Annotated in this window: 25 protein-coding genes and 1 pseudogene; 12 read left to right on the top strand and 14 right to left on the bottom strand. The window is 47.8% G+C overall.

Going from position 1 to position 22,019, the window contains the following annotated elements; genetic code table 11:
• Positions 1-102 precede the first annotated feature (102 nt).
• From FJM67_RS11475 to FJM67_RS11465, 3 genes are read left to right on the top strand one after another with little or no spacing between them, the layout of a single operon-like run.
• A complete protein-coding gene (locus FJM67_RS11475) occupies positions 103-1,545 on the top strand; it encodes a hypothetical protein (RefSeq protein WP_140589424.1) in 1,443 nt (480 codons plus the stop codon).
• Between the two features lie 12 nt (positions 1,546-1,557).
• A complete protein-coding gene (locus FJM67_RS11470; protein ID WP_140589422.1) occupies positions 1,558-2,148 on the top strand; it encodes an LPP20 family lipoprotein in 591 nt (196 codons plus the stop codon).
• 9 nt (positions 2,149-2,157) lie between these two features.
• Positions 2,158-3,318: a murein transglycosylase domain-containing protein gene (locus tag FJM67_RS11465; RefSeq protein WP_140589421.1), complete on the top strand. Its 1,161-nt coding sequence runs from the start codon at positions 2,158-2,160 to the stop codon at positions 3,316-3,318.
• 44 nt (positions 3,319-3,362) lie between these two features.
• Here FJM67_RS11465 and FJM67_RS11460 read toward each other — a convergent pair whose 3' ends face one another.
• The 9 genes from FJM67_RS11460 to rpmB form a co-directional block, all read right to left on the bottom strand.
• On the bottom strand, positions 3,363-3,557 hold the full coding sequence (locus tag FJM67_RS11460; RefSeq protein WP_140589419.1) for a hypothetical protein: 195 nt from the start codon (positions 3,555-3,557) through the stop codon (positions 3,363-3,365).
• 16 nt (positions 3,558-3,573) lie between these two features.
• A complete protein-coding gene (locus tag FJM67_RS11455; RefSeq protein WP_140589417.1) occupies positions 3,574-4,218 on the bottom strand; it encodes a hypothetical protein in 645 nt (214 codons plus the stop codon).
• A gap of 118 nt (positions 4,219-4,336) precedes the next feature.
• Positions 4,337-5,305: an ABC transporter permease gene (locus tag FJM67_RS11450; RefSeq protein ID WP_140589415.1), complete on the bottom strand. Its 969-nt coding sequence runs from the start codon at positions 5,303-5,305 to the stop codon at positions 4,337-4,339.
• Positions 5,306-5,315: 10 nt separating this feature from the next.
• Positions 5,316-6,413, bottom strand: a complete 1,098-nt coding sequence (locus tag FJM67_RS11445) for an ABC transporter permease (protein ID WP_140589413.1) — start codon at positions 6,411-6,413, stop codon at positions 5,316-5,318.
• Positions 6,410-7,960, bottom strand: a complete 1,551-nt coding sequence (locus FJM67_RS11440) for an ABC transporter ATP-binding protein (protein ID WP_140589411.1) — start codon at positions 7,958-7,960, stop codon at positions 6,410-6,412. Before FJM67_RS11440 ends, FJM67_RS11445 begins: the two co-directional genes overlap by 4 nt.
• Before the next feature lie 77 nt (positions 7,961-8,037).
• The gene (locus FJM67_RS11435; protein ID WP_140589409.1) at positions 8,038-9,033 is read right to left on the bottom strand and encodes a BMP family lipoprotein; all 996 of its coding nucleotides are present in this window, start codon (positions 9,031-9,033) and stop codon (positions 8,038-8,040) included.
• A 207-nt stretch (positions 9,034-9,240) separates the two neighbouring features.
• Entirely contained in the window at positions 9,241-10,059 is an 819-nt protein-coding gene (mutM, locus tag FJM67_RS11430) for a bifunctional DNA-formamidopyrimidine glycosylase/DNA-(apurinic or apyrimidinic site) lyase (protein ID WP_140589407.1), read from the bottom strand.
• A 91-nt stretch (positions 10,060-10,150) separates the two neighbouring features.
• Entirely contained in the window at positions 10,151-10,321 is a 171-nt protein-coding gene (gene rpmG, locus FJM67_RS11425; RefSeq protein WP_140589405.1) for a 50S ribosomal protein L33, read from the bottom strand.
• A gap of 12 nt (positions 10,322-10,333) precedes the next feature.
• Positions 10,334-10,570, bottom strand: coding sequence for a 50S ribosomal protein L28 (gene rpmB, locus FJM67_RS11420; protein WP_140589403.1), 237 nt, complete (start codon positions 10,568-10,570; stop codon positions 10,334-10,336).
• A gap of 275 nt (positions 10,571-10,845) precedes the next feature.
• Here rpmB and FJM67_RS11415 point away from each other — a divergent pair, with 275 nt between their 5' ends.
• Both FJM67_RS11415 and FJM67_RS11410 read left to right on the top strand, forming a co-directional pair.
• Positions 10,846-11,124 carry a type II toxin-antitoxin system ParD family antitoxin gene (locus FJM67_RS11415; RefSeq protein WP_140589401.1) on the top strand — a complete coding sequence of 93 codons (279 nt, stop codon included), beginning with the start codon at positions 10,846-10,848 and terminating at the stop codon, positions 11,122-11,124.
• A complete protein-coding gene (locus FJM67_RS11410) occupies positions 11,102-11,392 on the top strand; it encodes a type II toxin-antitoxin system RelE/ParE family toxin (protein ID WP_140589399.1) in 291 nt (96 codons plus the stop codon). The genes FJM67_RS11415 and FJM67_RS11410 overlap by 23 nt, the downstream gene beginning before the upstream one ends.
• A 27-nt stretch (positions 11,393-11,419) precedes the next feature.
• Here FJM67_RS11410 and radC read toward each other — a convergent pair whose 3' ends face one another.
• Positions 11,420-12,094, bottom strand: coding sequence for a RadC family protein (gene radC, locus FJM67_RS11405; protein ID WP_140589397.1), 675 nt, complete (start codon positions 12,092-12,094; stop codon positions 11,420-11,422).
• Between the two features lie 102 nt (positions 12,095-12,196).
• Between radC and coaBC the strand changes: the two genes are divergently transcribed.
• The 4 genes from coaBC (at position 12,197) to slmA (ending at position 15,704) form a co-directional block, all read left to right on the top strand.
• Complete coding sequence (gene coaBC, locus FJM67_RS11400) at positions 12,197-13,423, top strand: bifunctional phosphopantothenoylcysteine decarboxylase/phosphopantothenate--cysteine ligase CoaBC (RefSeq protein WP_140589395.1); 1,227 nt, start codon at positions 12,197-12,199, stop codon at positions 13,421-13,423.
• An 11-nt stretch (positions 13,424-13,434) separates the two neighbouring features.
• Entirely contained in the window at positions 13,435-13,893 is a 459-nt protein-coding gene (gene dut, locus FJM67_RS11395; protein ID WP_140589393.1) for a dUTP diphosphatase, read from the top strand.
• A 275-nt stretch (positions 13,894-14,168) separates the two neighbouring features.
• Positions 14,169-15,071 carry an acetylglutamate kinase gene (gene argB / locus FJM67_RS11390; protein WP_140589391.1) on the top strand — a complete coding sequence of 301 codons (903 nt, stop codon included), beginning with the start codon at positions 14,169-14,171 and terminating at the stop codon, positions 15,069-15,071.
• Positions 15,072-15,110: 39 nt separating this feature from the next.
• Positions 15,111-15,704 carry a nucleoid occlusion factor SlmA gene (gene slmA, locus FJM67_RS11385; RefSeq protein WP_140589389.1) on the top strand — a complete coding sequence of 198 codons (594 nt, stop codon included), beginning with the start codon at positions 15,111-15,113 and terminating at the stop codon, positions 15,702-15,704.
• Between the two features lie 58 nt (positions 15,705-15,762).
• On the opposite strand, the gene pyrE is transcribed toward slmA, so the two are convergent.
• Positions 15,763-16,410 (bottom strand): orotate phosphoribosyltransferase, encoded by a 648-nt coding sequence (gene pyrE, locus FJM67_RS11380; RefSeq protein ID WP_140589387.1) that lies wholly within the window; start codon positions 16,408-16,410, stop codon positions 15,763-15,765.
• A 119-nt stretch (positions 16,411-16,529) separates the two neighbouring features.
• Between pyrE and FJM67_RS11375 the strand changes: the two genes are divergently transcribed.
• Positions 16,530-17,303 carry an exodeoxyribonuclease III gene (locus FJM67_RS11375; protein WP_140589385.1) on the top strand — a complete coding sequence of 258 codons (774 nt, stop codon included), beginning with the start codon at positions 16,530-16,532 and terminating at the stop codon, positions 17,301-17,303.
• Positions 17,304-17,384: 81 nt separating this feature from the next.
• Here the strand turns inward: FJM67_RS11375 and FJM67_RS11370 are convergent, their stop codons facing one another.
• Positions 17,385-18,299 (bottom strand): D-hexose-6-phosphate mutarotase, encoded by a 915-nt coding sequence (locus tag FJM67_RS11370; protein ID WP_140589384.1) that lies wholly within the window; start codon positions 18,297-18,299, stop codon positions 17,385-17,387.
• Positions 18,300-18,550: 251 nt separating this feature from the next.
• On the opposite strand from FJM67_RS11370, the pseudogene FJM67_RS17755 reads away from it, so the two are divergent.
• Positions 18,551-18,961, top strand: a pseudogene (locus tag FJM67_RS17755) (ATP-dependent zinc protease family protein); the annotation flags it as partial.
• A 66-nt stretch (positions 18,962-19,027) separates the two neighbouring features.
• Positions 19,028-19,927 (top strand): 30S ribosomal protein S6--L-glutamate ligase, encoded by a 900-nt coding sequence (gene rimK / locus FJM67_RS11365; RefSeq protein WP_268888267.1) that lies wholly within the window; start codon positions 19,028-19,030, stop codon positions 19,925-19,927.
• A gap of 52 nt (positions 19,928-19,979) precedes the next feature.
• Here rimK and FJM67_RS11360 read toward each other — a convergent pair whose 3' ends face one another.
• Positions 19,980-20,939: a sensor domain-containing diguanylate cyclase gene (locus FJM67_RS11360; RefSeq protein ID WP_140589380.1), complete on the bottom strand. Its 960-nt coding sequence runs from the start codon at positions 20,937-20,939 to the stop codon at positions 19,980-19,982.
• 2 nt (positions 20,940-20,941) lie between these two features.
• A complete protein-coding gene (locus FJM67_RS11355) occupies positions 20,942-21,964 on the bottom strand; it encodes a response regulator (RefSeq protein WP_140589378.1) in 1,023 nt (340 codons plus the stop codon).
• Positions 21,965-22,019: the final 55 nt, after the last annotated feature.

Genomic DNA, 22,019 nt, shown 5'->3' with positions numbered 1-22,019 from the left:
GCTACTCTCGAAGCGAAAGCAATCTAGGTCTGTAGCGCAATCAGAAGGCGCAGAATCTAAGATGGTGTCCCATACCTCGGGGGTAAGTGCCCGGCTGTAAGCTTGGAGCGCTCACAGCCGGGAACACTGTTCGCCCGGCGATATGGAATATTTTTCCATACAACTAGGAACGGTGAGCAAACTTTCGAAGACTACTTTAAGTATATTATTTCCCGTTCTTTGTCAGACTTGGATTTAGCCTACGAATTTAAAGGTAGCTATACTCGTATCACTTTATTTGACAAGTTCAGTTACCAACCCATCGGTGCGGGTTTGCCACTGGAGATTGCCGGCAAAATGTACAAAACCGATGTTAATGGTGCCATTTTGGTGGAGAGTCTAGCCATCAATGACGCTATTTTCGTTTCTTCCTATGAGAAAATATTCCTAGATAATTTCACTCTATTGTCTGACACTGGCAAAATCTATGTTGCGACCGAACCAGAAGGTGCGGAGGTGGAAATCTACGAAGGAGACGATCTAGTAGAAAACTTCGCGTCACCTAGCTATTTCAACGCTCGATACTTTGCCGACAGCACCAAGTACCGTATCAAAATCATTCCTGAAGGCGATTACTCTGAATACGAGACAACCGTTACCCTGAAACGAGGCTATGATGTCTTCGTTAACCAAGAGTTTGCCAAGAAAACCTACGGCTTTATGAATATCGAGCCAAAAACTGGCTTACTTGGCTCATCCACCTTAATCACCATTGAAGATGGGTACGGCAAACGCTTGGTTGACCGTTCACCAGAAGGGTTTCAAGGGGAAGCCGTTTCTGGTCGTTACACTGTGCGCGTGGAAGACGACTCTCTCGACGAAAAATACCAAGTCGTCGAAGACAGTTTTATCCTGCGCGAAGATCGCAAAATTGAACGGGAATATTTAGCTCCAATTGACCGGGAATACTCTCGAGGCGGTACAGGCTTTAACTGGGGATTCCGCTTTGGTCGAAACATCCAATCGGACACAACTGTCAACAACTTAGGTACAGATTTCACTGCCGCGGAATATAACAACTCAGTTAACAACAAGAGTCGCTATACAGATATAGATATTACTTCGACCTCTCTATCATTTTTTGGCGCCTTAGAAAAGTACACTACTAATCTCGTATTTGGTGTAGAGGCTGAATATTTAATTGGTGGAACCCAATCTACAGGATACTACTCAGGGGAATCGGAATTTACTCATTCTGGATTTGGTGGGGGAGTATACGCTGGTATTTATGATTACTGGTCAGATAATAGAGTTGCGTCCCTAATCGCGGGTTATAGCGCAATGACAGTAGAGTCTGACGACACTGTTCAATACCCGTACGAGGCTGATTTGAGCTCCGTGTTCGCAGAGGGTCGAATTTTTTTCGGTGAGACATTTGGATTATCTTTGAGATACTATCCAGAAATTGGCTCAGCAGCCCTAAGCTTCAATTTCTTAGGAGCAGATATCACTGAATCCTATAAATACCCTGCCTCTGTCGAAGCCCGTCAAGGTAAACATTACTAAGGAAAGCAAATTATGAAATTCGCACAAACATTAATCCTAGCTTCTGCTGTTACATTAGCCGCTTGTAGTAGCACCCCTGAAGTGACTGCTCCAGCAGCGCCAACTAAACCCACTTGTGGTCAGCAACTACGCATGGAATGGGCTCCTGAGTGGAAATGTGGCAATTATCCAGCGGGCTATGCCGTTGCTGCCGATGGTGAGGCTCAGCCTAACCCTGGCAATGACCGCGCTTTCCAAAAAGATATCGCCCTAGCCAACGCCCGTGATCGTATGGCGGCAGATATTGCCACCAAAGTAGAGCGCGCCATTGATACTTTTAAACGCAACACAGCAGTTGGCACGGACCAGCGCTATGGCCGAAATGAAGAAATTGTGTCCAATCAAATGTCTGTAGCTGTACTGAATAATAGCCACATGATCGATATGTTTATCGATGAACGTGATGTTTACCACGTTTTGGTTGGTATCAAGACGGAAGACTTCAAACAGCAGCTTGAACAAAACCTTTCCAAGTCAGACGCTGTAGACATGATCGCCGAGCATGATGAAGCAAAGAAGCAAATGCTACTTAAAAACATCACTGACGAACTGCTGAAAAACTAAGGGATTATTGTGCTTACAAGACGAGGCTTTCTCTATACTGGGGCAGCCTCTCTTGCCTTACCGACATGGATAAAAGCTGACGCATTGGCAGATTTTGATGCCTATCGTCAGCAAGTTGACGACCAGTTCAATACCCATGTACAGCAAGAGAGGGAACGTTTCGCGAATTACGCCAATACTGTACGGGATGCTTTCGCCAAGCGACAACAGGAAGTACGCGGTCTTTGGGGCGATGAGCAAATCGGCGATAAAACGACCCTAGTCGACTACAGCGACGATCTACAAACTCGTACTATTATTGATTATGAAAAACGTAGCATACGTGTTGAGACATTGGTTCGCGACAATTCCGATACGCCGCGCGCGCGCCTAGCTCAGGCTTTAGTGATTGCTTCCACATCGGATATTGAAGATTTCACCCAACGGGATCCTGTTGCCGCGATTCCTGGAGATAACTCAACACCACGCTCTCGCTCCAGCCGGAACTTAGCGGCGGGGGCATTGCTCGCACCAGAAACCCCTAACGATCAGGATGCAGTAATACAAACTCTGACACAAAAAGTTAGGAGCACCTCGGTTCAGACCCAGACCGCGGCGAATGGCCAGACGATTGCCGTCGTAGAGTTTGAAGTGGATAACCCACCTAAGCGCGGCAAAGAGTTTTTACCCTATGTGATGAAATACGCCCGCGAAGAACAGATCGAGCCGGCGTTGGCTCTGGCCATTATGGAAAACGAAAGCGCCTTTAACCCGATGGCGAAGTCCCATATTCCTGCCTTTGGGTTAATGCAAATCGTGCCGACCTCTGCTGGCCGAGATACCACCAAGAAACTCTATGGAGAAGAGCGCCTTCTCTCGGCAGCAAATTTGTACAATCCAGAAGAAAATATTCGTCATGGCTGTGCATATTTGAATATTTTGCAATATCGCTATTTACGCCAGATCGATGATCCGGTTTCCCAACGCTATTGCGTCATTAGTGCTTACAATACAGGCGCAGGCAATGTGGCGCGCGCTTTCACTGGTTCCACCAGCCCAGCACAAGCCGCTTCGGTGATCAACCGTATGCCATCGGATCAGGTCTACAACCGCTTACTTGCCAACCTTCCCTATGAAGAGACGCAAAACTATTTGCGTAAAGTGAATAAGTCCTATCTAAAATACAGCTAGCCTAGCTTTCACTCGTACAAGCTAGGCTAGCTGTATCAATTACACTAATTAGATACTTTCTGAGACGCTTGCTTTGCCTGCTGTTGAATATTTTCAAACTGGGCATCTAGCTCTCTTTGACGCTGCACTTCAGCCGCTTGGGCCTGTTCCGCTTTCATACGGGCAATATCTTCCTCGCTAGGGCCGCTAGCACAAGCCGCAAGAACGAGAGACAAGCCAATCAAAACCATTGCTTTCATAAGGTTTCTCCATTTACTAGAAGGTTAAACGTACACCAACTGATACACCGTTATCTAGGTTTTCCGCATCAAAGCTGTCATCCCAAATACCTTCACTGGTATATTGCCCATAAGTGGCAACATTTTGCGTAAGACGATAGCTTACCCCCAGACTGTAACCATATTCAGCAGTGGCATCGGTATCGGCTTCACTGGAAAGAAAAATGGGGCGCAAAATGATCCCAGCGTCGATATGCAGTTGCTCCCCAGAAATGGGCACCATCACACCAAACGACAACTCACCGCCAAAACGATCATAGTCAAACTTATCACTGGAAGTTAATGACAAACCAAATGAGCCAAATGTGCCGATTGCTTGCCCACCAAATCCTTGGGACACATAGTTAAATAGCTTCACACCGCCACCTACGATAGTAGTGTCATCGTAAGCCGTGTATTCGCCATAGTAACCAACAAAATCACTACCCGCTTTTTGGGTCAAATTAGCAGCTCTTACCATAACATCCACATGGTTACGGGAGCCCACATCTACTGCAGCCATAGCAGAATAATTAGGCTGTGCTAGAGTGCTCACTGCATTAGCGGCTTCATCGATGGGTGATGCGGCCCAAGCGCAGGTAACTGACGCTGCAACAGCGGGGAGGATAAAATACTTTGTCATCCTAAAACTCCTTGGTTCCATGACTAGAGCTCAGCAAAAAGCTCAGCCCCACAAAAAGAAAGGGGAATTGTACACTAATTCCCCTTTCTCAATAAAAGATCGAACTCACTTTTCCTGATCAGGCGCGCTCTTTTACGTAAGGCTTACCAATGGCTTTCGGGCCAACCGCCTTACCGATAAAACCAGCTAATAGCAGTACCGTCAGCACATAAGGTAACACCTCAATCGCCTGTACTGGAATTTCTCCGATCCCCGGCAAAGCCACCCCTTGCATACGCACAGCAACCGCATCGAGGAAACCAAACAACAGACAAGCCAGCAACACTGGAACCGGGCGCCACTTACCAAAGATTAGAGCCGCCAACGCCATGTAACCTTTACCCGCACTCATATCTTTCAAGAACCCTGCATTGTGGGCAGTCGATAAATAAGCCCCCGCAAGGCCACATAAAATGCCACAGATAATAACGGCACGATAACGCACAAAGGCTACCGAGATACCTGCCGTATCTACCGCATGGGGATTTTCCCCGACGGCACGCAAACGCAAACCAAAGCGAGTTTTGTACACGACCCAATAAGTGGCAGGAACAAATGCGAAAGCGAGATATACCAAGATGTTATGACCACTGATAAGCTCGCTGTAAATCAAACCCATCACCGGAACATCCGCTAGAGCATCGGCAAACGGCAGCGTAATCGAGGTGAAGCGACCGTCACCGGATAATGCGGGGGTCTGACCCCCAAGGTCAAACCAATCCAGACCTAATGTCACTGTCAAGCCTGCCACAATGGTATTAATCGCCACCCCAGACACAATATGATCGCCCCGGTGGGTAATACAGGCAAAGCCATGCACCAGCGCCAAAGCTACCGACGCGAGAATCGCGAACATCAGCCCAATCCAAGCGGAACCAAATACGGCCGCAGCAGCAGCAGCGGCAAAGGCCCCCGCTAGCATTTTGCCCTCTAAACCGATATCGACGATACCAGAGCGCTCGGAGAACAGTCCGGCCAATGCCGCTAAAATCAACGGCGTTGATACCCGCAAGGTGGCATCAAGAATCAAAATAATGGTTTCAAACATTGGTCTGCTCCTATGCCGTGACTGGACGAGTAAATAGTGCTTCGATCTTGCCTTTAAGCATATTTTCCAACGCCCCAGAGAACAGGATCACCAAACCTTGGATCACCACCACAATTTCAGGGGTGATAGAAGGCATCTCAAACGCCAGCTCGGCACCACCTTGGTATAAAGCCCCAAACAATATGGCAGCTAAAACGATACCAATCGGGTGATTGCGCCCCATCAGCGCCACTGCAATTCCGGCAAAACCGTAACCTGCGGTGAAATTAAGCAACAAGTGATGGTTCACTCCCATGATTTCGTTCACGCCAACAAAGCCAGCTAAACCACCAGAGATCAGCATTACCCAAATAGTTACCTTACTATTGTCGATACCTGCGTATTCTGCTGCTGTCGCATTGGTGCCCACGGTACGTAGCTGATAGCCCCAACGGGTATGCCAAATCAGCCCCCATACCAGTACACAGCAGACTAACGCTAATAGAAAGGTGAGGTTTAAAGGAGAGTCGCCAATATCAATGCCAAAAGGCTCGAAGAGCTCATAGAGATAGGGCATCCAGGCGTTTTCTTCAAAAATTCGGCTCGCTGGGGACATGCGTCCTTCCTCTTTGAGCCAATTCACCATCAAATACACCATCAAAGACGAGGCGATGAAGTTAAACATGATGGTAGTAATAACAATGTGGCTACCACGCTTCGCCTGCAAATAGGCTGGGATATAGGCCCAGGCCGCACCAAAAATAAAAGCTCCCAGAATCGCGAGGGGGGCAATCACCCAAAATGGCATAGAAGCATCGAGCCATAAACACAGCAGTCCCACACCGAGTCCACCAATATAGGCTTGCCCCTCCCCACCGATATTAAACAGGCCGGCTTTGAATGCCACAGACACCGCAAGACCAGTAAAAATCAGGTTGGTAGCGTAATACAAGGTATATCCAATACCTTCATCGTACCCGAACGCGCCGTAAACTAAGTAGCCTGCTGCTTCAATCGGGTTCTCTCCGATAGCTAGAATGACTAACGCCGAAACCACGAATGCCAATAGGATATTAATCAGCGGGATCAGCCCTACATTGACCCAAACCGGGACTTTCGCCTGACTCATACTGCCGCCCCCTCTTCATTCCAGGCATTTGCCATCATGAGACCTAAGGTTTGCTCATTGGCTTCGGCGCCACTGACTTCCCCGACGACCGCGCCATCAAACATCACCATAATCCGGTCACTCAGGGCCATGATTTCATCTAACTCCACCGATACCAATAGAATCGCTTTACCAGCATCTCTAAGTTTTACGATTTGTTCGTGAATATTTTCAATCGCGCCGATATCCACCCCTCGGGTCGGCTGACCAATCAAAAGCACGTCTGGGTTTTGCTCAACTTCTCGGGCAATAACGATTTTCTGCTGATTGCCCCCAGAGAAATTCGCCGTTTTAAGGTGAGGGTTAGGTGGGCGAACGTCCCAAGCAGCCATACGTTCTTCGCACTCAGCCAACATCGCTTTGCGATTCATCAAAATGGAACCGTTGTAATCAGGTCGGTCGTGATACCCCAGTATCGCCGCTTCATATGCCTCAAACCCCGTCACCAACCCCATTTTATGGCGATCTTCCGGCACATGGGCCATTTTCAATTCACGCATCTGAGCAGCATTACAAGGCGCACTCGCTGTTATAGTTCGCCCTGCAAACTGAATTTCGCCCGCCGACATTGGCGTAATACCGGATAGCACATTTAGCAACTCACTTTGTCCATTGCCGGACACCCCAGCAATGCCGACAATTTCACCGGCACGCAATTCTAAGCTCACGCGTTTTAAACGCTCTACACCTTGGCCGTCTACAAAGGTCAAGTCACTAGCTTTTAATACGGTTTCGCCAATTTTAGGCACATCTTTATCTACTTTTAGGCGAACTTTTTTACCAACCATCAACTCAGCAAGCTCTTCTTTACTGGTCTCTTTGGTAACCCGATGAGCCACCATTTGCCCTTGACGCATTACCGAGACATTATCGGTAGACGCCAAAATTTCACGCAGTTTGTGAGTGATCAGCATAACGGTCACACCCTGTTCTTTGAGGGCGTGTAGGATGCGGAATAAATGATCCGCCTCTTGGGGAGTCAGTACCCCGGTCGGTTCATCAAGAATCAAAATACGCGCACCACGATACAGTGCTTTGAGGATCTCCACCCGCTGTTGTAAACCAACCGGTAAATCCCCAACCACGGCATCCACATCCACTTCGAGGTTAAACTCTTGCTCTAGACGCTTCAGTTCTTTGCGGGCGCCAGCAACGCCATCTTTTAACAAGGCACCACCTTCAGCACCTAAGATGATGTTTTCTAAGACCGTGAAGGTATCCACCAACATAAAATGCTGATGCACCATGCCGATGCCGGCACGAATCGCGTCTTGGGAGTTGCGAATAGTCAGTGATTGACCATCCACTTCGATGGAACCTGTGTCGGCTTCGTAAAAGCCGTAAATAATACTCATGAGAGTGGACTTACCCGCCCCATTCTCTCCGATAATGCCATGCACGGTTCCCGCTGGAACCTGCAGATTGATATCCTTGTTCGCTTGAACGGATCCAAAGCGCTTCGAGATTCCCTTTAGCTCTATCGCGTAGGCGTGTGTGTCGTTGCTCATGTGTTCATCAGACATAAGGTTTAGATAAAAAAACAGCTGTTCGTCATGAAGACGAACAGCTGTCTACTTAGAATAGCTTAGTAGCTACAAGTGTTATCAGACATGTAGTCATGTACGCTGATTTCACCAGAGATGATTTTCGCTTTGATATCATCCATTTGTGCTTTCATAGCAGCGCTTACTAAGGATTGGTTATTGCTATCCAATGCCCAGTCGACACCACCATCGGCAAGACCAAGTACGGTAATACCTGGTTTCCAGGTACCATTTTGCGCTTGCTCGTAAACATTGTAGGCCGCTAGGTCTACTCGTTTCACCATGGATGTCAGCATGGTTCCTGGTTGGATATGGTTTTGGTTCGAGTCCACACCAATGGCTAGTTTGCCATCATCTTTGGCTGCTTGGTAAACCCCAAGACCGGTACCACCGGCAGCAGCGAAGATGACGTCAACGCCCCGTGAGAATTGACTTTTAGCAAGCTCTGTACCTTTCGTCGGGTTGCTCCAAGCGTCGGGAGTTGAACCAGTCATATTGGCAAGCACAGTGGCATCTTTCGAAACAAATTTCGCCCCTTGCTCGTAACCACATTCGAATTTACGAATCAGCGGGATATCCATGCCGCCAACAAAGCCGACTGCGTTGGTTTTAGAGGCCATTGCCGCCAAAGCACCCACTAGGAATGAACCTTCGTGCTCTTTAAAGAGTACAGATTGCACGTTTGGCAAGTCCACAACACTGTCGATGATCGCAAACTGAACGTCTGGGTATTTCTCAGCAACTTCTTGTACCGCATTGGTCATGGTGAAACCAACGGCGATGATCGGCGAGTAACCACGTTTCGCCAAACGCTCCATACCTTGCTTTACTTGCGCTTCATTTTTCGGCTCCACTTCACGCACTTGAATACCCGTGTCGTTAGTGAATTTGGTGATACCGTTAAACACGCCTTCGTTGAAGGATTTATCATTTTTACCCGCTTGGTCATACACGACAGCAGGCTGAATGTCGGCAGCATGAGCAGATGCCGCAGCGATCGCTAGTGCCGTGGCAGATACCAAAAATAAACCTTTCATGTGATCCCCTTTTATCATTGTAAAGATGTACCGCAAAGTTGGTCAGGCAATGCTGCCTAATCGGTCAAAAATAAACGGATTGTCATCATTAGGCAATCCCGATCCTTGATAATGCCCGATTATTTTAGTCTAGTTTTCGGATTTTCCCCGAAAATCTCTTCAAGCCGGTTAACAAATAACCTCGTACAGCCCCCTATTTGCTTTCTACTAGCGCTGACAGGTTCGGCAATACACAGTACTACGTTGCCCCTGTCGAATCTCGATCAACTCTTTGCCACAAACTCGACAATCTTGCCCACCGCGTCCATAGACAAATAAGGATTGCTTGAAATAGCCGGGCTTACCATCACCTCCTACGAAGTCCCTAAGAGTTGTACCACCCTGCTCAATGGAGCGCGCCAACACCGCTTTGATACACTCCACCAGCTTGTCATAGCGCTTTGCGCTAATTTGCCCGGCAGCACGAGTAGGTCGAATACCCGCTTGGAATAGGGCTTCATTTGCATAAATGTTGCCAACTCCCACCACTATTTTGCTATCCATAATAAACTGCTTCACCGCTTGCTTACGGCCTTGGGCTTTTTGGTGCAAGTAAGCGCTATCAAACGTATCTTCCAATGGCTCTGGCCCCAAATGGGAAAGCAACTCATGTTGCAGCCAATCACCCTCTGCCCACAGAAATGCACCGAAACGGCGCGGGTCGGTATAGCGCAGCACCAGCGTCTGGTCATTGAAATGAATATCTACATGATCATGGAACATGGGGGGTGTATCTTGGGCTACAAAATAGAGGCTACCACTCATCCCTAAATGAATAATCAAAGTCCCGTTGGCAATATGCAAACCAATGTACTTACCACGGCGCGAGATGGAACGAATCCGCTGTCCTGCTAGCAATTCCGGTAAAGCAGCTGGAATAGGCCAGCGCAACTTGGGCTGGCGAATCTCAACACGGGCAACAGTTTTATCAAGAATATGGGGCTCAATCCCCCGGCGGGTGGTTTCGACTTCGGGTAATTCTGGCACAGTGGTGCTCCTTTGAATTGAATTACCACTAAGTGTACGGCACAAAAAAACCGGCATAAAGCCGGTTTCTCTGTTCCATCGGAAGCAAAAATTATTTAATTTTCGCTTCTTTGTAGATCACGTGCTTACGAACAACAGGATCGTACTTTTTAAACTCCAATTTGTCTGGAGTGTTACGTTTATTCTTGTCAGTCGTGTAGAAGTGACCAGTACCAGCAGAAGATACTAGACGGATTAGGTCGCGAGCGCCTTTAGAAGCCATGATTCAGTCCCCTTATACTTGTTCGCCACGAGCACGCATTTCAGCAAGAACTGAATCGATGCCTTTTTTATCGATAATACGCATACCTTTAGAAGATACACGGATACGAACGTAACGGCTTTCACTTTCTACCCAAAAACGGTGCCAGTGAAGGTTAGGAAGAAAGCGACGTTTAGTATGACGCTTTGAGTGAGAAACGTTGTTACCTGTAATAGGACGTTTCCCGGTAACTTGACATACGCGAGACATAATTTAATACCTTATGCTATCCGAGAATTATTGGAAGTTTGCACTTCCTCAGGCGGAGCGTGGTTTCCAAAGAGCCTTATGAGCCAGTTAGTCCACAAAATCCCGTACCGAGGATATAGCGGCGCGCATTCTCCCACACTACCATCAAAACAGCAAACGCTTTGTCAAAAAATGAGCAATACGGCGCGCGGTAAGAGCGTGCACAACATATTAAATAAACACTGGTGGTACACTATACTACTAGTCATCTTCCATTTATGTACGGGGTCAATGGTATGGCAATGATTAAAAAGAGCATCACCGTCACCGATCAACAAGATCACTGGATCAAGTCTCAAATTGAGATGGGGTTCTACGGCAATGAAAGTGAAGTTTTCAGAGAATTGATTCGTGAGCGCCAATTACGTGAGCGGGCATCAACTCAAGCTCTTGAGGCTGTGCGAGAAAAGCTAGAGCAAGCAGAACAAAATGGTTTTTGTGAGCAAAGCCCCAGTGAAATTCTACAAGACATCAAAAATGGATTTGGAAAACATGCACATCAGGATCAGCAATGATGCCAAAATGGATTTGGCACGAATATATTGGCATGGTGTTGAACAATTCGGCGAACGCCAAGCAGAACAATACTACCAAACTCTAACTCAGCGTTTTTTCCATATAGCCGAGAATCCCTTCAGCTATCCAGCAGTTGATAATATTCGTGAAGGTTATCGGCGCAGCCCATGTGGCGTAGATAGTATCTATTATCGGGTCACTAACCACACCATCGAAATCATGCGTATTCTCGGGAAACAAGATACGCAACAGTTGTTGTCGACCTAGCTTCCCCGAAAACGCGTAATCACCTCACTACATCAACCCACGCTCTGCTAGGGAGAGTGGCACGCCGTCACCTACGATAAAATGGTCTAACAGACGGATATCCATCAGATCCAACGCTTTGCGGATGCGTTCGGTAATTTGAATATCTGCTTGGCTGGGCTCAGCGATACCACTAGGATGGTTGTGGGCGATAATTAGGGTGGCGGCGTTGTCTGCCAAGGCCGCTTTTACTACTTCCCTAGGATAAACCGCCGCCGCATCAATAGTGCCGTAGAACAACTCTTTATAACGGATCAGTCGGTGCTGGCTGTCGAGGAATAGCGCGGCGAATACTTCCCGTTGACTGTGGCGTAGTTGCGACGACAGGTAATGGCGCACGGCGTCGGCGCTACTAAATACTTGCTCACGCACGAGCTGTTCTTGCAAATGGCGTTTCGACATTTCCAACACCGCTTGTAGTTGGGTGTATTTGGCATCCCCTAAGCCAAAGCCTTGGCAGAACTCTTCTCGGGTAGCAGATAACAAGGCTCGCAGGCCGCCAAATTGATGCAATACGCGACGGGCTAACTCCACCGCACTCATGCCGTGGCTACCGGTACGCAGAAAAATCGCCAGCAGTTCTGCGTCACTTAGGGCAGCAGCACCTTTTTCGATTAACTTTTCGCGGGGACGCTCGGCACTAGGCCAATGTTTGATACTCATGTCTCACTCCTTGATTCATGGTAGGATTCGGGGCGTAATGTATTTTCAGCAGGCAAGTCTTATCCATGACTCGCTAATCAGATACTTTAAAAGATACGCTTTATGTCTAGCCTAAATCAAGCCCACATTGTTGTTGGTATTACCGGTGGTATTGCCGCTTATAAAACCATAGAACTGATTCGTCTACTCACCAAAGCTGGGGCTGAGGTGCAAGTTGTTCTGACTGACGGGGCCAAAGCCTTTGTTACTGAGATGACACTACAGGCCATTTCGGGCAAACCAGTACGCAGCACCTTGCTGGACCCGCAAGCGGAGTTGGGTATGGGGCATATCGAGCTAGCGAAATGGGCTGATCTGGTCGTGATTGCCCCAGCTTCGGCAGATTTTATCGCCCGTCATGCCAACGGCTTGGCTAATGACTTACTCAGCACCTTGTGCTTGGCCACAACAGCACTGCTATTGCTGGCGCCGGCCATGAATCAAGCCATGTGGCAACACCCTGCGACTCAAAGCAATATCAACCTATTGCAACAACGAGAAGTCAACTTCGTTGGCCCAGACGCTGGCGCTCAAGCCTGCGGTGACGTAGGCCCGGGGCGTATGAGCGAGCCAGACACTATATTCCAAGCGATAGAAGATTTATTAACACCAAAGACACACCATCTTGAAGGGCAACATTGGGTCATTACCGCAGGGCCAACCCAAGAAGCCATTGACCCGGTACGTTATATTAGTAATCACAGTTCGGGCAAAATGGGCTACGCCATTGCCGCAGCGGCAGCCCAGCACGGGGCGACCGTCACCTTGATCAGTGGACCCGTTGCGCTACCGGTGCCTGCCGGAGTTAAACGAGTATCGGTAAAAAGCGCGCAAGAGATGCTGTACGCCTGTCGCGTTGCCTGTGCCAATAACGCAGATGTATTCATTGGCGCTGCCGCTGTGGCTGACTTTCGTATGAAGGAAGTCGCCAATCAGAAAATGAAAAAGCAGCAAGATAGCAACGAGTTACAACTTACCTTAGTTAAAAATCCAGACATCATCGCCACCTTGGCCCAAGAAGGCGCTGCCAAATGCATGGTCGGCTTCGCCGCGGAAACCCAAGATGTGGTTGGCTATGCCAAGGACAAATTACAACGTAAAGGTTTAGATCTGATTATCGCTAATGATGTATCCCAAGCGGGTATCGGTTTTAATAGCGATCAAAATCAAGTCACTATCATTTCCGCTAGCGACCAGTGGACGTCCGAGCAGGCCAGCAAATCCACCATTGCTCAACGGATTATCGAACATATTCACCAATTCCAACTCACACAATCTACGAAAGACTAAGATCGAATAATATGAAACAGCCTATTCAATTAAAAATTTTAAACCCCAAAATCGGCCAGGAAATCCCGTTACCGGAATATGCCACTAGCGGTTCCGCTGGCTTGGATTTACGCGCTTGCATCGACACACCTATCACCTTGGAGCCAGGGCAAACTACGCTAATCCCGACTGGCATTGCCATCTACATTGCAGATCCCAATTTAGCGGCAACCATCTTGCCGCGTTCAGGGCTGGGTCACAAACACGGGATCGTACTAGGCAATTTGGTGGGGTTGATCGACTCGGATTACCAAGGGGAGCTAATGGTATCTTGTTGGAATCGAGGCCAAACTAGCTTCACTATCGAAGTAGGAGAGCGTATTGCCCAATTAGTCCTACTACCTGTGGTTCAAGCTGAGTTTGATATCGTGACTGACTTTACAGCTTCCGACCGGGGAACCGGTGGCTTCGGCTCTACCGGCACAAAATAACGTTCTGCCTTGGCTCCATTTGCGAGCACGCCAGATAATAACGCCCTAAGATGATCAAAGGGCGTTGCTATCTGCAACCTTTCAGATAAAAAACTTTACGTTTTCTAGGTTTTGTAACATGTTTTCCCTAGAGTAGAACCCCAGTTCACGCTATTATTTCACGTTGATAAGTGGTTGCTTACACTCTGGCTATTCGGCACTAGTCTTGCATCTGATTGTAAGCGTCAAATTTTTACCCTGTTTATTTTGCTGTCGCTCAAAGGAGTCTGTTTACCGTGGCCTATACCCGTCAATCTGCTTTGGATGTTGCCCAAGTATTAAGTGAATCATTGCCTTATATCCAGCGTTTTGCTGGCAAGACTTTGGTGATCAAATACGGCGGTAACGCGATGACTGATGAAGCTCTACAGGCTGGCTTCGCGCGGGATATTGTGTTGATGAAAGCAATTGGCATCAACCCCATTGTGGTACACGGCGGCGGCCCTCAAATCGGCGAAATGCTGCAAAAGCTCAGTATTGAATCTAAATTCATTAATGGCATGCGCGTTACCGACACTGCCACCATGGATGTAGTGGAAATGGTGCTAGGTGGTCAGGTTAATAAAGATATTGTGAACCTAATCAATCGGGCTGGCGGTAAAGCCATCGGCCTAACTGGTAAAGACAGCGGTTTCATTAAAGCTAAAAAGCTGTTTGTGAAACATCAAGCCGAAGGGGCTAGCGCACCCGAACAGGTCGATATTGGTCATGTAGGTGAAGTCGCAAGCGTAGATACTAGCGTGCTAAAGGTTCTAGAAAACAGCGATTTTATTCCGGTCATTGCGCCAATTGGCGTCGATGCTGAAGGTAACTCCTACAACATCAATGCAGACTTAGTAGCGGGTAAGGTAGCGGAAGCGGTTAATGCTGAGAAGCTTATGCTACTCACCAACATCTCTGGCGTGCAGGATAAGCAAGGCAATGTACTGACAGGTTTGAGTACTGCACAAGTAGATGCTTTGATTGCCGATGGTACGATTTACGGTGGCATGCTACCCAAAATCAGTTGTGCCCTGTCTGCGGTTAACGCCGGTGTAACAAGCGCCCACATTATTGATGGTCGTGTGCCACATGCTACTTTGTTGGAAATCTTTACCGACCAAGGTGTGGGTACGCTAATTACCAACCAAAACAACTAATCGGATTCGCGTCACGCAATAGCATCATTGGATAGTGATATGAGCAACAAGAAAAACGATCGTCGCACGGAAATTCTTCAGGCGTTAGCTGCCATGCTAGAAAGTAGCCCTGGTGCTCGTATCACGACAGCGGCATTGGCAAAACAAGTAGGTGTATCCGAAGCAGCGCTTTACCGCCACTTTCCTAGTAAAGCGAAGATGTTTGAGGGCCTGATCGAGTTTATTGAAGAATCTTTGTTCAGCCGCATCCATCGTATTGTTCAAGATGAAGATGATGTGACTACGCGGGTACAATTGATTATGACCTTGGCACTTGGGTTTGCGGAACAAAACCCCGGTATGTGTCGCCTGCTAACAGGAGACGCTTTAGCCGGTGAAACCGAGCGTTTGCGTTTACGCATTGCCCAGTTATTCGATCGTATCGAAACCCAATTGAAGCAAGTACTGCGAGAAGCTGATCTCAAGCAGTCGTTAAAACCCGCCATGGGCGTTGCTCCATGCGCAAATTTCTTAATGGCAATGATCGAAGGGAAAGTACGCCAGTATGTGCGTACCGAATACAAGGTCAAACCATTAGAACATTGGCAAGACCAGTGGCAAGCTATTGGTAGCCATTTGATGGTGAGTTATTAGAGAGAAAATGGTTAGTGAGCCAGCCTAGCTGCCCCACTAACATGGCAAAGTCGCTTAGTTAAACGCCAAACTCATCCCGGTAAGCTTTGACTGCTGCGAGGTGCTGAGCAAATTCCGGAGAGGATTGCTCTTCGAGGTAAGACATGATGTCGGTCAGGGAAACAATACTAATGACTGGCATTGCGAAATCGCGTTCAACCTCTTGAATCGCTGACAATTCGCCCTTACCTCGTTCTTGACGGTCTAGAGCAATAAGTACGCCGGCGGGAGCAGCGTTTGCTTGCTGAATGATCTCCATCACTTCACGGATTGCAGTACCGGCAGTGATAACGTCATCAATGATCATAACTTTGCCAGCCAGCGGTGCGCCGACTAACGAACCGCCTTCACCGTGATCTTTGGCTTCTTTACGGTTGAACACATATGGCGTGTCTAGTTGGTGTTGATCAAACAAAGCAACGGCTGTGGTAGTCGCTAAAGGAATTCCTTTGTATGCTGGGCCAAACAGCACATCGAACTCGACGTTGGCGTCAACCAAAGCTTGCGCATAAAAACGACCAAGCTTGGCTAGTGCTTGACCAGTATTGAACAAGCCAGCATTAAAGAAATATGGGCTTACACGCCCGGATTTAAGCGTGAACTCACCAAAACGCAATACGTTTTGGGAGATAGCAAATTCGATAAAGTCTCTTTGGTAAGGTTTCATGCCGACTCCAGAAAGATAGAAACAAATAATCAGACGCGTCTTTTCGATGTAGACCTAAGGTCAGGCATCTGAACAATGGCGCTAATATAACACATGGCTAGGAATTGTAGGGACCAGAAATGAAGGTCATCAGCCTTAATGTAAATGGTATTGAACAAGCTGCCGAACGCGGCTTCTTTGACTGGATGGTACGTCAAGACCCAGACGTGGTTTGTTTGCAAGACTTGCAAGTAGACGAACGCAGCTTGAATGACAGTGTGTATTTCCCTCCGGAATACAATGCGTACTTTTTTGATTCACTTAACAACCCAGATGAAGCGGGCGTGGCAATTTACTGTAAATCCATGCCAAAAGCGATTATGACCGGGATGGGCTTTGAAGAATGTGATTTTGAGGGACGCTATATCCAAGCGGACTTTGATAAGGTGAGTGTTGGTTCGTTCCTCACTCCCCACGGCTCCAATCACGAGCAGGTACTACAGGATCACAAGTACCGCTTTATGGAAGGCTTTAAAAATCATTTAATCAAAACCCGTCGCAAGCGCCGCGAGTTTATTTTTTGCGGTACGGCCAACGTAGCTCGCTCACCAATTGATGTCAGTAGCTGGTTCGTTAATCAACGCAACTCTGGTTTCTTACCAGAAGAACGCAAGTGGATTAACGAAATATTCAATGAGCTGGAATACGTTGATGCCTTCCGTCAGGTCAACAAGCAAGACAAGCAATACACTTGGTGGCCAGATTACGAGCGCGCTTGGAAACTAGATGAAGGCGGTCGTTTAGACTACCAGATCACCACCCCCGGTCTAAAACACGTGATTCAGGGTGGTAATGTCTATAAAGCGCAGCGATTCTCAGATCATGCGCCACTGATCATGGAATACGATATCTAGCTTTATTGGCTATCAATCAAAAATGCCGCTAACTTTTTGCTTAGCGGCATTTCCAATTCCCAATAGCAAAAGAACGTAAAGCTAATCCCCTATCGGCTCACACTGAATCGTTTGAGTGAGGGTGCGCAACTCTCCCGGAGCAAGGTGATAAGTGTGCTGTAAAGCGTTTGCCGCTTCGATACACACAAAGCTACGGTACTCGTCATCTTCTAAATCGGTACGCAACTTAGCGAGAGCTTCCCCAGGATTCCAAACTACGGTGGACTGACTACCTTCACTGGTAATCGTCATGGTACGTTTGAATACGGGGTCATGCAGCGTTACTTGCTGTGGCGCTTGATCGTAGACTCGATCCAAGGTGTCACAAGGCATAATCGCGCCCTGCTGCAGTTTAACTGCCCCACCATCAAACTTATCAACATAGGGGCAGCCCTCTAGTCCAGTAATGCGAGCTTTGGCGTTATCACCTATGTGCAAGTAAGTATGCAGTGCTTCCGAAATCATCATCGGCTCATCAGACAAATTCGCCGCTGCTAGTTGTACCGAACAGGTTTCACCCAAACGCATAATTTGTCTTAACTCAAATGCTTGGGGCACCATTTCTTCGATCAGCGGGTGATCTTTAGAGGCTAAACTCAGCACAATCTTCACATCACCGTTACTAAAGCGCCCCACTTCCGTCAATTGCCAACGAAAATAACGCGCCACACCATGGGCAGGCATATCTTCATCATCACTGTGGGCGCCAAACCAAGGCCAGCACACCGGCACACCGAAGTGACGGCGACCAAAACGGGACTGCCCACCGGGATTTTCTGACTGGAACAGCCAATCTTCTTGGCCGGACGGTTTAAAACTCACTAAATGACCGCCCCAAAGGGCAATGCGGGCAGTAAAACCAGGCTGATTGAGAACGATCTCGTCACAATCACGTAAATTGGCAGGCAGGATCTCTCCCCCTAAAGCATCCAACTCCTCGATTAGTTGGCTGTTCATTCATGGCTCCACTTTGCTTATCAAACCATCACATATTAATGCCCAACCGCGGGAATACAATAGTTTGCCGTGATGGTAGTCATTCATGCCAAATAATAATGCAAGTTTAGCGTTTAGGACTTACTAAGAACGCGTTTATAGGCTATAACGGCAACATCTAAGTCCCTAACGACAAAGACCTTCAACTAAGAGCACAACTCTTGGCAAATACGGATAACGTATGAAGGTATGTCGTCTATTGAGTTTGCACTATGACGAATTTCGAGCAAAAAATGATCATCGGTAACGCTGAGTGGTGTGCGTTTCCATCCTTAAATATTCCAGCTATCAAGGCCCGTGTGGACTCCGGAGCGAAGACCTCCTCCCTACATGCGGTCAATATCCAGACGTTTACACGCAAGGGGCAGCTTTGGGTAAATTTTGAGGTACACCCACTGCAAGACAACCGCAAAGTATTTGTACACTGTGAAGCGGAAGTGGTTGACCAGCGCATTATCAAGAGTTCATCCGGTGATCGGGAGAAACGCTATGTGATCTGCGTGCCAATTTTAGTCGGTGAACAGAGCTGGGACATTGAAGTTACCTTAACCGACCGAGATAGCATGGGCTTTCGTATGCTACTCGGCCGCGAGGCCATGAATGGTCGCGTTATCGTTGACCCGCAAATTCACTGCATCCTAGGTGATCGCCCCCGTGACACCCTAGCAGATTTGTATAAAGCTCCAGAAATTAAGGAAAGCGGTCTAAGAATCGGCCTGTTAGCCAGCAACCCTGAGTTGTACAGCAATCGTCGAATCATGGAGGCTGCCGAATCCAGAGGCCATGAAATCCAGTTCCTTAACGTCAAACACTGCTACATGAAACTAGATGGCACACGCCCGGAGATTCATTATCGCGGTGGTCGTGTCCTCAATGACCTTGATGCCGTCATTCCGCGTATTCGTCCAAATATGACTTTCTACGCTTGCACACTGCTACGTCAGTTCGAGTCTCTGGGCATATACTGCCTCAACAACTCTAATGCTATCGCCCAGTCTCGCGATAAGCTGCGTTCGTTGCAGTTGTTGCTAGAGCATGACCTACATGTTCCAACGACGGGCTTCGCTAATTCACCCCTAGACACGAATGACTTGATCAATATGGTGGGTGGAGCGCCATTGATTATTAAGTTGTTGGAAGGCACCCAAGGCAAAGGCGTGGTATTGGCAGAAACCAAAAAGGCGGCCGAGTCGGTAATTAATGCTTTCAAGAGCCTTAATGCCAATATTTTGGTACAAGAGTTTGTTAAAGAGGCCAGCGGTAAAGACTTACGTTGCTTTGTTATCGACGGTCGCGTGGTGGCTTCGATTCAGCGTACTGCAGCTCCTGGTGAATTCCGCGCGAATATTCACCAAGGTGGACGTGCCGAGCTGATCAAGATTACGCCAGAAGAAAAACGCATCGCCGTCAAAGCGGCCAAGGCCATGAATTTGAAGGTGGCCGGGGTGGATCTTATTCGTTCCAATAAGGGGCCGCTGGTACTTGAAGTGAACTCTTCACCGGGCTTACAAGGTATAGAAACCGCTACCAATGAAGATATCGCGTCTCGAATGATTACTGCTATAGAAAAACATATCGCAGGTCGCTGATAACAAAAGAGGGGCGCCCGTTGCGCCCCTCTTGGTTATTTGCTGTGACTTTTTAGTCCGCTACCACAGTACGATTTCGGCCTTGTTGCTTGGCGGCATAAAGGGCTTTATCCGCCGCAGCTAGCCATCCTTTCACTCCCATCGCCTTATCATTTAACTCACACACTCCGAGACTCACCGTGATGCTAATATCACCTTGGCTAGTGGCGATTTTCATACCCTCAAGTTGGGTACGAACCTTTTCGCAGTATACCTGAGCGCCATTTTTGTCTGTATTCGGAAGCAAAATACCAAACTCTTCTCCACCAAAGCGGCCAACAAAATCGCCACGTCGAGAGGCTGAACTCAAAATTTTGGCAAACTGCTGCAATACCTCATCACCGACTTGGTGACCATAGCTGTCGTTCACTTTTTTGAAATGGTCAATGTCGGCCATTACCAAACTGTGTGGGCCACCACCATGCAGCTTATAAGCATCATAGACCACATCCAATGCTCTATCCAAGGTGGCTCGGTTACTCAGCTCGGTTAGGCCATCGATTTTACTCAGCTGATCTAGTTTGCGGTTTGCTGCAGATAAAGCGGCTTTATTAGTTGCCACATCTGTCACATCGTAAACAACGACACATAAATGGGTCACGGTGCCGTTGGCATTTTTAATTGGACGAATCACCACATTCTGAAACATCTTGTCAGCGATGCCTGTGATGGAACGATAGGACTTAAATGGAAACAGATAGGGACGCTGCTCCCAGGAAATATAAATCGGCGTACGCAGCGCCAGCACATTATCAAACTTCTGTTTTAACCACTCTTCATTCAGATCCGGAAATACGCTGAATAAGGATTTATTTCGGGCAGCGGTGGAACTAACCCCTGAATGGTTTTCCATAAAACCATTCCAAAGTTCAATTTCATAGCGTTTGTTAATCACCACCAAGCCAACATCAATATGTTGTAGCATATCGAATAGCCAGTGAAGTGCTGTTAAATCATCTTGTTGCTGGCTCATTCTTAATCTTCCTCTACCAAGTAGGACAGTAGTTTTTCAAGGACTGGCAGCGAATCTTCGGTAAACAGCAACATCAGGTCACAACTGATCTTATAATTCTCCACCTCGTAGGCAATTTCTACTGCCAACGTACGCTTCCATTGAGCACGCTTCACATTGATTAAATCACTGATCTGTACATGCTGCCCTAGTAAAACTGGGTGGCTATGACTGAAATCTACATTTAGCTGTTCGCCCAAGGCTGCCATATAGGGACCAACCAAGACAGACGATACATCCATCAATAATTCGGTTTCGAGGTCACGATCTATCTTGTCGGTAACATTCAATAGCTTCGCCATGTCAGGAAAGCTAGAGTCAGAGAAAACCAGCAGCGCTTCAAAGGCAATACCCGCCCCCACATAACCTTGGGATACTGCAGAGCAGCGACTGCTACCAACACCACTATATGAAAGCGCCATTTGTAGTTCGCTGACTTCAAGGATATTTACCTTGGGCACCGGCAACTTGATAAAGACATTGAGCATATCCGCCAAGACGCTGGCAGCACGGCCCATGGAGATGTTTGACACCTCTTGCAGAACCTGTGAAAGAGTGAACTTCTCTATACCTTCAACAGGCTGAGCAACAATGAGTTTTTCTAAGGAATCGTCCTGGATACCGAGTAGATGATGTCGTTCTAGGGCTTGCTGTAGCACCCCACTGTCCACCGGCTTTTTCAGGAAATCAATGGCTCCCAATAGGCGGACGCGCTCTAGAGCCTGCGGCTGAATATCCCCAGATACCACTATCACCTGGGGAGCATTTGCCATACTCTTGAGCGCTTCAAGTGTCTGATAGCCATCTAAGACTGGCATATTGAGGTCTAGGAAAAGTAGATCCACGCCATTGGCTGCAATGAAATCTACGGCTTCCTGACCATTAGTAGCATAGTCAACGTGGGCATCCCAGCTTTTGGGCAAGGTACGCGCCAACTGTTTGCGGGCGATACCCGAATCATCACATATTAGAACTCTTTTACTCATATTCTGCCGTGCTCAGTCCGGCTCAGGCACATCAACGATTAAGACGTGACGCTAC

The organism is Maribrevibacterium harenarium (genome assembly GCF_006385675.1).
Classification (GTDB): domain Bacteria; phylum Pseudomonadota; class Gammaproteobacteria; order Pseudomonadales; family Marinomonadaceae; genus Marinomonas; species Marinomonas harenarium.
The sequence above is the reverse complement of the archived record's forward strand: the minus strand, read 5'-3'. Positions and strand labels throughout refer to the sequence as shown.

Bases quoted from the DNA above. Each gene is read 5' to 3' on its own strand.
- FJM67_RS11470 (WP_140589422.1), top strand. From the start codon at position 1,558: ATGAAATTCGCACAAACATTAATCCTAGCTTCTGCTGTTACATTAGCC.
- FJM67_RS11460 (WP_140589419.1), bottom strand. From the start codon at position 3,557: ATGAAAGCAATGGTTTTGATTGGCTTGTCTCTCGTTCTTGCGGCTTGT.
- FJM67_RS11455 (WP_140589417.1), bottom strand. From the start codon at position 4,218: ATGACAAAGTATTTTATCCTCCCCGCTGTTGCAGCGTCAGTTACCTGC.
- FJM67_RS11450 (WP_140589415.1), bottom strand. From the start codon at position 5,305: ATGTTTGAAACCATTATTTTGATTCTTGATGCCACCTTGCGGGTATCA.
- FJM67_RS11445 (WP_140589413.1), bottom strand. From the start codon at position 6,413: ATGAGTCAGGCGAAAGTCCCGGTTTGGGTCAATGTAGGGCTGATCCCG.
- FJM67_RS11440 (WP_140589411.1), bottom strand. From the start codon at position 7,960: ATGAGCAACGACACACACGCCTACGCGATAGAGCTAAAGGGAATCTCG.
- FJM67_RS11435 (WP_140589409.1), bottom strand. From the start codon at position 9,033: ATGAAAGGTTTATTTTTGGTATCTGCCACGGCACTAGCGATCGCTGCG.
- rpmG (WP_140589405.1), bottom strand. From the start codon at position 10,321: ATGGCTTCTAAAGGCGCTCGCGACCTAATCCGTCTAGTATCTTCTGCT.
- rpmB (WP_140589403.1), bottom strand. From the start codon at position 10,570: ATGTCTCGCGTATGTCAAGTTACCGGGAAACGTCCTATTACAGGTAAC.
- FJM67_RS11415 (WP_140589401.1), top strand. From the start codon at position 10,846: ATGGCAATGATTAAAAAGAGCATCACCGTCACCGATCAACAAGATCAC.
- FJM67_RS11410 (WP_140589399.1), top strand. From the start codon at position 11,102: ATGCACATCAGGATCAGCAATGATGCCAAAATGGATTTGGCACGAATA.
- radC (WP_140589397.1), bottom strand. From the start codon at position 12,094: ATGAGTATCAAACATTGGCCTAGTGCCGAGCGTCCCCGCGAAAAGTTA.
- coaBC (WP_140589395.1), top strand. From the start codon at position 12,197: ATGTCTAGCCTAAATCAAGCCCACATTGTTGTTGGTATTACCGGTGGT.
- dut (WP_140589393.1), top strand. From the start codon at position 13,435: ATGAAACAGCCTATTCAATTAAAAATTTTAAACCCCAAAATCGGCCAG.
- slmA (WP_140589389.1), top strand. From the start codon at position 15,111: ATGAGCAACAAGAAAAACGATCGTCGCACGGAAATTCTTCAGGCGTTA.
- pyrE (WP_140589387.1), bottom strand. From the start codon at position 16,410: ATGAAACCTTACCAAAGAGACTTTATCGAATTTGCTATCTCCCAAAAC.
- FJM67_RS11375 (WP_140589385.1), top strand. From the start codon at position 16,530: ATGAAGGTCATCAGCCTTAATGTAAATGGTATTGAACAAGCTGCCGAA.
- FJM67_RS11370 (WP_140589384.1), bottom strand. From the start codon at position 18,299: ATGAACAGCCAACTAATCGAGGAGTTGGATGCTTTAGGGGGAGAGATC.
- FJM67_RS11360 (WP_140589380.1), bottom strand. From the start codon at position 20,939: ATGAGCCAGCAACAAGATGATTTAACAGCACTTCACTGGCTATTCGAT.
- FJM67_RS11355 (WP_140589378.1), bottom strand. From the start codon at position 21,964: ATGAGTAAAAGAGTTCTAATATGTGATGATTCGGGTATCGCCCGCAAA.